This window comes from Paenarthrobacter sp. NPDC018779, from assembly GCF_044391085.1.
GTDB lineage: Bacteria > Actinomycetota > Actinomycetes > Actinomycetales > Micrococcaceae > Arthrobacter.
Genome location: NZ_JBIRZS010000028.1, coordinates 39,210 through 45,611 on the forward strand (window position 1 = coordinate 39,210; position 6,402 = coordinate 45,611).

Annotated in this window: 4 protein-coding genes; all 4 read right to left on the reverse strand. The window is 62.3% G+C overall.

Features of this window, described 5'->3' with window-relative positions; all coding sequences use genetic code 11:
• Positions 1–33 precede the first annotated feature (33 nt).
• The 4 genes from ACH488_RS20090 to ACH488_RS20105 all read right to left on the reverse strand — a co-directional run bounded on the left by ACH488_RS20090 (position 34) and on the right by ACH488_RS20105 (position 5,839).
• Positions 34–2,094 carry a glycosyl hydrolase family 28 protein gene (locus ACH488_RS20090; protein ID WP_397326330.1) on the reverse strand — a complete coding sequence of 687 codons (2,061 nt, stop codon included), beginning with the start codon at positions 2,092–2,094 and terminating at the stop codon, positions 34–36.
• Positions 2,095–2,304: 210 nt separating this feature from the next.
• Complete coding sequence (locus ACH488_RS20095; protein WP_397326331.1) at positions 2,305–3,120, reverse strand: IclR family transcriptional regulator; 816 nt, start codon at positions 3,118–3,120, stop codon at positions 2,305–2,307.
• 86 nt (positions 3,121–3,206) lie between these two features.
• Positions 3,207–4,463, reverse strand: a complete 1,257-nt coding sequence (locus ACH488_RS20100; protein WP_397326332.1) for an aminopeptidase P family protein — start codon at positions 4,461–4,463, stop codon at positions 3,207–3,209.
• Positions 4,464–4,492: 29 nt separating this feature from the next.
• Positions 4,493–5,839: an MFS transporter gene (locus tag ACH488_RS20105; RefSeq protein ID WP_397326333.1), complete on the reverse strand. Its 1,347-nt coding sequence runs from the start codon at positions 5,837–5,839 to the stop codon at positions 4,493–4,495.
• Between the last annotated feature and the right edge of the window lie 563 nt (positions 5,840–6,402).

Below are 6,402 nucleotides of genomic sequence, written 5' to 3' on the forward strand. Positions count from 1 at the left end.
CTCCCCTTGCGGGGACGGCCGCCGCTTCTGTGCTTATCGCCCAGCAGGCGCGGGAGTGACGTTCGTGAACACGTTGCCGGTGGAGTAGCCGTCCAACCGCCAAGGATTCGCACCATTGCGGACGCTCTGGAAGGAGACGCCGTCAAAGGTGGAATCCGTGAGGCCCTTGATGTTGGTGGGATTCACGTTCCGGAAAACGACGCCTTCGAAGGTGAACGCGCCCAGCGTCGCCGTGCCTTGCCCCAGGGTCGGGCCGGCCTGGATATCGATCACCGGTTTGCTGTCCGAAACCGCCATTCCACACGTGGGCGAGTTGTTTCCGTCAACAGAAACATTCTTGATGGTGACGTTCCTGAACGTGGCGGAGTCAGCGGCAACGTAACCGGACGGCGATTGGTTGTAGCTGAGCGACATGATGAAGGCACTGCTGCCCATGCAGGCCATGGCCGTGTCCCGGAAGAGGAAGTCCCTGCCGCCACCTGCCATGTCCGAGGTGCTCTTCATGCGGAGGCCGCCGGTTTCCACTTTGTACATGACGTTGTCTTCCGCGAGCACCCGTTGGACCCACGCCGCCGTGTTGGAACCTACCGCGACGCCGCCGTGGCCCATGCGCATGTAGTTGTTGAAGATCCAGACGTCCTCGCTTGGCCGTCCTTGGGCTCCGTACTTGCCCTGGCCCGCCGCAAAGTTGACTTGGTCATCACCGGTGTCGAAGAAATTGTTCAGCACCATGCCGTTGCTGGTGCCGCCGAACTCCAGGCCGTCGCCGTTGTTGGTGTTGTAGGTGGTGTGCCGCATGGCATTGACGGTGGTGTTACGGCTGTCCAGGATCATCACGCCGTGGAATGCCGGATTGTCCGCGGTGATGCCCTCGAGGTACAGATTTTCCACGCCCATGAAGGTCATCAGGCTTGAGCGGTACTGCCCATAGAACACCGAATCATCCGGCGATTCAGGCGGGTTGATCGCGCCGGTGAGGAACTCGGGATGTTCCTTGGCGTTGCGGAACTGCGCGGCCGCCAACACGCCGTCGTCCAGGACCTTCCCGGCTGAACTTGCCACGTACTGCGGAAGGGTGTTGCCCGCCTCGTCGGTAATGGATCCTTCGGTTGTCCGCTTCCACCCGTTGCCGTCCACCACGCCTTGACCCGTTACGCGGACGTTCCTGGCAACGTTTCCCGGCTCACGGCCTTCGGCTGACCGGCCGTTGTCCCACGGCAACACGTTGATGAGCGACGGCGGCCTCCGGTAGTTCCGGTATTCGGCCTCGGTTGGGAGCGGGTCGGGAACCGGGTAGAGGTAGTAGCCCTTGTCCAACGGGTAGTCCGCGGGATCGTCGGAGCCGAGCAGTCGGGCACCTTCTTCAAGTTCCAGCGTCATGTCCGAGTGCAGGAAGATGGCGCCGGTCTTGAACGTGCCGGCAGGGACAACCACCGTGCAGCCGGGGGTCCGGCAGGTATCGATCGCCTTTTGGATCTGCTTGGTATTCAAGGTTTGTCCATCACCCACCGCTTTGTACGCGGGCTGGGTAATGGTGACCCTGTGGCGAGCAGGGGTGGTTGTCACGGTGATGGGGCCGCTCGCAGCGGACTCCGTTCCGTCCGCCCTGATGGCCGTGACGCTGAACTGGTAGGAGGTCTTTGGAGCCAGCCCCGTCACGGTGAAGTTGTGGGCGACCGTGCGGACATGGAAGCCATCCTTGTCTGCGGCGCGGAAGGCATCGACATACTCCTGGGCAGGCGAATGGCTCCGGGCGTTCTCCTCCGCTGTCCCCAGGGGCTGCCCGTTCATATAGACGCGGTAGTCCACCACATCGTCATAGCTGCCCGGTTTGTTCCAGACGAGGACGGTCTTGTCCTCCTCCGTGGCCTGAGCCGGAACACAAAGATTCTGCGGGGAAGTGCCTGCACCCGGAGTGAGTTGTACGCTGCTGCTGGAGCAGGCTGGGCTGTCAGCCGCGCCGGGCTTACTACCCAGCGCGGCGGTCCCCGGCGAGGCTGTGGCTGGTGCCGCCAGAGTCGCCAGCCCCAACGCCGCAGCCAAGGCGGCCGCTGCCAGCCCGGGCTTGGGCTGCTTCTTACGGAATGTCTGCATGGATGATCCTTCCCGGGCACAACGATGTGACCCAGTCCTGGAGCGCACGGGCACTCCGGCAATGGATAAACAGGGTAAGAAAACGTTTTCTCACAACACCCTAGGAAGGAAGGTGGGTCAGGTCAAGCCTGCACACGCGCCTCGAAGTGGCAATTGATAGCGACACTTTCGGCTCTGGGATGTCAGTGCTCGGCGTCGCTCCACGTCGATTCAGACCTGCGGGCGTCCACCCAAGCGCGTGGTGACCTTGGCGGCTGCTTCAAGGCATGCTTCGCCGAGGCTGTTGAGGGTGTCCTGCGAAACGCGGAATTTCGGTGCCGGAATGAGCACCGCCGCAACAATGTGGCCGCGATGGTCGTAGACGGGAGAGGCAACACCGACTTCCTCGATGGAGGTCTCCCCGAAGTTGACGGCCCAACCGCGCGTGCCGGCTTCTCCGAGCCGCTGCAGGTAGGCGTCGATGGAAGCATCATCCATGCCCGGCAGCGTGATCGATCCGCTGCGGAGCAGGCCACGGACCCGCTCCGCATCCTCCGCGGCAAGGAAAACCTGGACGGACGAGCTCAGTGCCTCGCTGTACCGGGCCCCCAGCGGCGCAAGGTGTTTGACCTGGTGGCGGCTGGGGATCTGTTCCACGCACATGGACTCGACGCCGTTCCACACCATGAGGGCGCTGGTCTCACCGGTTCGTTCGGTCAGCTCGCGCAAAACGGGGTACGCGACGCGGCGCTCTTCGAGTTCCGCCAGGAGCGGGCCCGCCATAGCGATCATCCCCAGCCCCAAGCGGAACCGGCGCGAATCGACGTCGCGCTCCACCAAACCTTCTTGCTCCAAAGTGGCCAGCATCCGCGAAACGGTGCTCTTGTGAAGGCCAATCCGGCCTGCGATTTCGGTGACGCCCAGCAATGGTTCGTCGGCACTGAAGCTCTTCAGCACCGCTACGGCGTTCACGATGACCGAGGCACCTTTGCCTTCGCCGTTGTTGTTGCTGCTGTCAGGAGTCGCGCTGGATTCCGTGGGAGTCATGGATTCACTATATTTCGCTGCCGATGGTCCGCCGGTCGCGGCGTGGGTCGGCGGACACTGTGCACCGTGTCCGCCGACCCGTCACGCTAGGCTCCGACGATGTTGTACTCGGGGCCGAACGGGAACTTGGTGATGTTCTCCGCGCCGTCTTCGCCCACAACCAGGATGTCGTGCTCGCGGTAGCCACCGGCACCCGGCTGCCCGTCCAGTACCGTGATCATTGGCTCCATGGACACCACCATGCCCGGTTCCAGCACGGTATCGATGTCCTCCCGCAACTCCAGCCCGGCTTCCCGGCCGTAGTAGTGGCTGAGCACGCCGAACGAGTGGCCGTAGCCGAAGGTCCGGTTCGCGAGGAGGCCGTGGCTGACGTAGATTTCGTTCAGCTCGGCGGCGATATCCTTGCAGGCAGCTCCGGGCTTGATGAGTTCCAGGCCGCGCTTGTGGACCTCCACGTTGATGTTCCACAGTTCCAGCGATCGGGCATCGGGTTCGCCGTAGAACAGGGTGCGCTCGAGGGCAGTGTAGTAGCCGCTGGTCATGGGGAAGCAGTTCAGGGACAGGATGTCGTGCTCCTGGATCTTCCGGGTGGTGGCCCAGTTGTGTGCGCCGTCGGTGTTGATGCCGGACTGGAACCACACCCATGTGTCCCGGATTTCGGAGTCCGGGAAGGTCCGCGCAATCTCGTGGACCATGGCTTCGGTACCGATCAGCGCAACCTCGTACTCGGTGATTCCGGCCGTGATCGCGTTTCGGATGGCCTCGCCGCCGAGGTCGCCGATGCGGGCGCCGTGCTTGATAACGGCGATTTCCTCGGCCGACTTGATCATGCGCTGGCGCATTGCCGCCTGGGCCACATCAACCAGCGCGGCGTCGGCGAAGGCAGCCTGGATCTTGTTGCGGTTGTCGAGCGGCAGCGAGTCATCTTCGACGCCGATGCGTCGCGGCTTGATGCCGCGGGTGCGAAGGACTTCCTGGATGGCGTGGATGTAGTTGTCCCGACGCCAGTCCGTGTACACCAGGTTCTCGCCGTAGCTGCGGCGCCAAGGCATCCCGGCGTCGATATTTGCTGTGATGGTGACCGTGTCATCCTTGGTGACCACCATGCCGTAGGAACGGCCGAAATAGGTGAAGAGGAAGTCGGAGTAGTACTTGATGGAGTGGTAGCTGGTGAGGACCACGGCGTCGAGGTCCTTTTCCGCCATGATGTTGCGGAGGCCGGCGAGGCGACGCTCGAACTCGGAGTCGGAGAACGTCAGCGAAACCTTGTCGCCGTTGTTGAGGACCTTGAGGCGCTCCAGTTTGGCGACGTCGTTGACAGCCTGGTCTTGGGTGATGGTCATGGGTGTTCCTTTCAATGGGTGGTGTTGGTTCAGTCCTGCTGCAGGGGCTTCTTGGAAGTTTCCGCGGCAAAGAGGACTGCGATCAGGGAAACAATGGAGGCGGCTACGAGGTACCAGCCGGGAGCCAACTGGTTGTGGGTCATGCCGATCAGGAGGGTCGCCATGAACGGGGCGGTGCCGCCGAACAGGGCATTCGAAAGGTTGAAGCTGACCGCGAAGCCGGTGTAACGGACTTTCGTGGGGAACAGTTCGGCGAGGAAGCTGGGCAGGGTGCCGTCGTTGAGGGTCAGCATGCCGCCCAACAGGATCTGCACCAGCACGATCACCAGGAAGTTCCGGGTATCCAGCAGCATGAATGCCGGCACGGTCAGCACCACGAAGAGTATGGACGCCGTGAGGAGCATCCGCTTCCGGCCGAACTTGTCCGACGCGATCCCCGTCAGGAAGATGAACCCGATGTAGCTTGCCAGCGCGATGGTCGTGGCCAGGAAGGACTCCGTAGCGCCGAAGCCCAGCTCCTCTGACAGGTACGTGGGCATGTAGCTGAGGATCACGTAGAAACCCACGGCGTTCAGCAGCACGGCGCCTGTGGCGATGATCAGTTGCCTCTTGTAGAGCCGGAACATTGCGAACGCGGGCGCCTTCACGGCGTGGTCCTGCTCGGCGAGCTCGCGGAATGCCGGAGTGTCCTCAAGCTTGGTCCGGATGTACCTGCCAATCAGGCCCATCGGAGCCGCAAGCAGGAACGGCAAGCGCCAGCCCCACTCATTGAGCTGCTCCGGCGTCATGGCTGAACTCAGCAGGGCGGCCAGCAAGGAACCCAGCAGCAGTCCCGCTGCGGTACTGGCAGGCACGACGGCGGCATACAGTCCGCGCCGATGTGCCGGCGCGTACTCCACCAGGAAGGCGGATGCCCCGGCATACTCGCCCGCTGCGGAGAAGCCTTGGACCACCCTTACCAGCAGGAGCAGGATGGGGGCCATCACGCCGATGGTGGCGTAGCCGGGGATCAAGGCGATGCAGAAAGTAGCCACGGACATCAGCAGGATTGAGAGGCTCAATGCCTGCTTGCGGCCAAGCCTGTCTCCGATATGGCCCCAGATGAATCCGCCGAGGGGCCGCACGAAGAAGGAGATGGCGAAAACGCCAAACGTGGCCAGCAGTGCGGTCTGACGGTCGGATTCCGGGAAGAAGACCGTGGAGATGATGCCGGCGAGGTAGCCGTAGACGGCGTAGTCGAACCATTCGACGAAGTTGCCGATGAAGCTCGCAGTGACCACTCGTCGTCGAGTGTCTTTGCTGACCGTGTGGTTGGTTGTGGTCTCGGAGCCGGGAGCGGTCGTTTGCCCGGCTGCCACAGAGGATTCATTGCTCATGTGTCCACCAAAATCATTTGGGTTGCATCCAACGCAACGCTGTTGCACCAGATTATGTGTGAGCGGCGCCACGGTCAAGGGGCTATTTCTCGGTATCTTATTTGAGAGCGAACGCTTCCAAGCGCGCAGGTTGGGAGCAGCGCTGTCAGTGCATCCAAACGGAATTTATTTCACTGAACCCAACTCAGTTGCAAAACAGACGCTCTCTCACCTAACCGCCCATATACCCGAACGCTCTCTCACCTAACCGCCCACATACCCGAACGCTCTCTCACCTAACCGCCCACATACCCGAACGCTCTCTCACCGAACACCCCCGCCCGCCGAACGCTCTCTCACCTAACCGCCCACATAGCCAAACGCTCTCTCACCGAACACCCCCGCCCGCCAAACGCTCTCTCGCCGGCACGAAGAACACTCGACGCCGGCACCCAGGTCTGGTGCCGACGTCGTACGTCAGGGGCCAACCAGGGTCTGTCCGATAAACGGTGTGTGGGTTCCGGCGGTTTTCATTAGTTGGTGGTTCTTTCGAATCGTCCGGCGAACGTGATGGCGAACGCGTT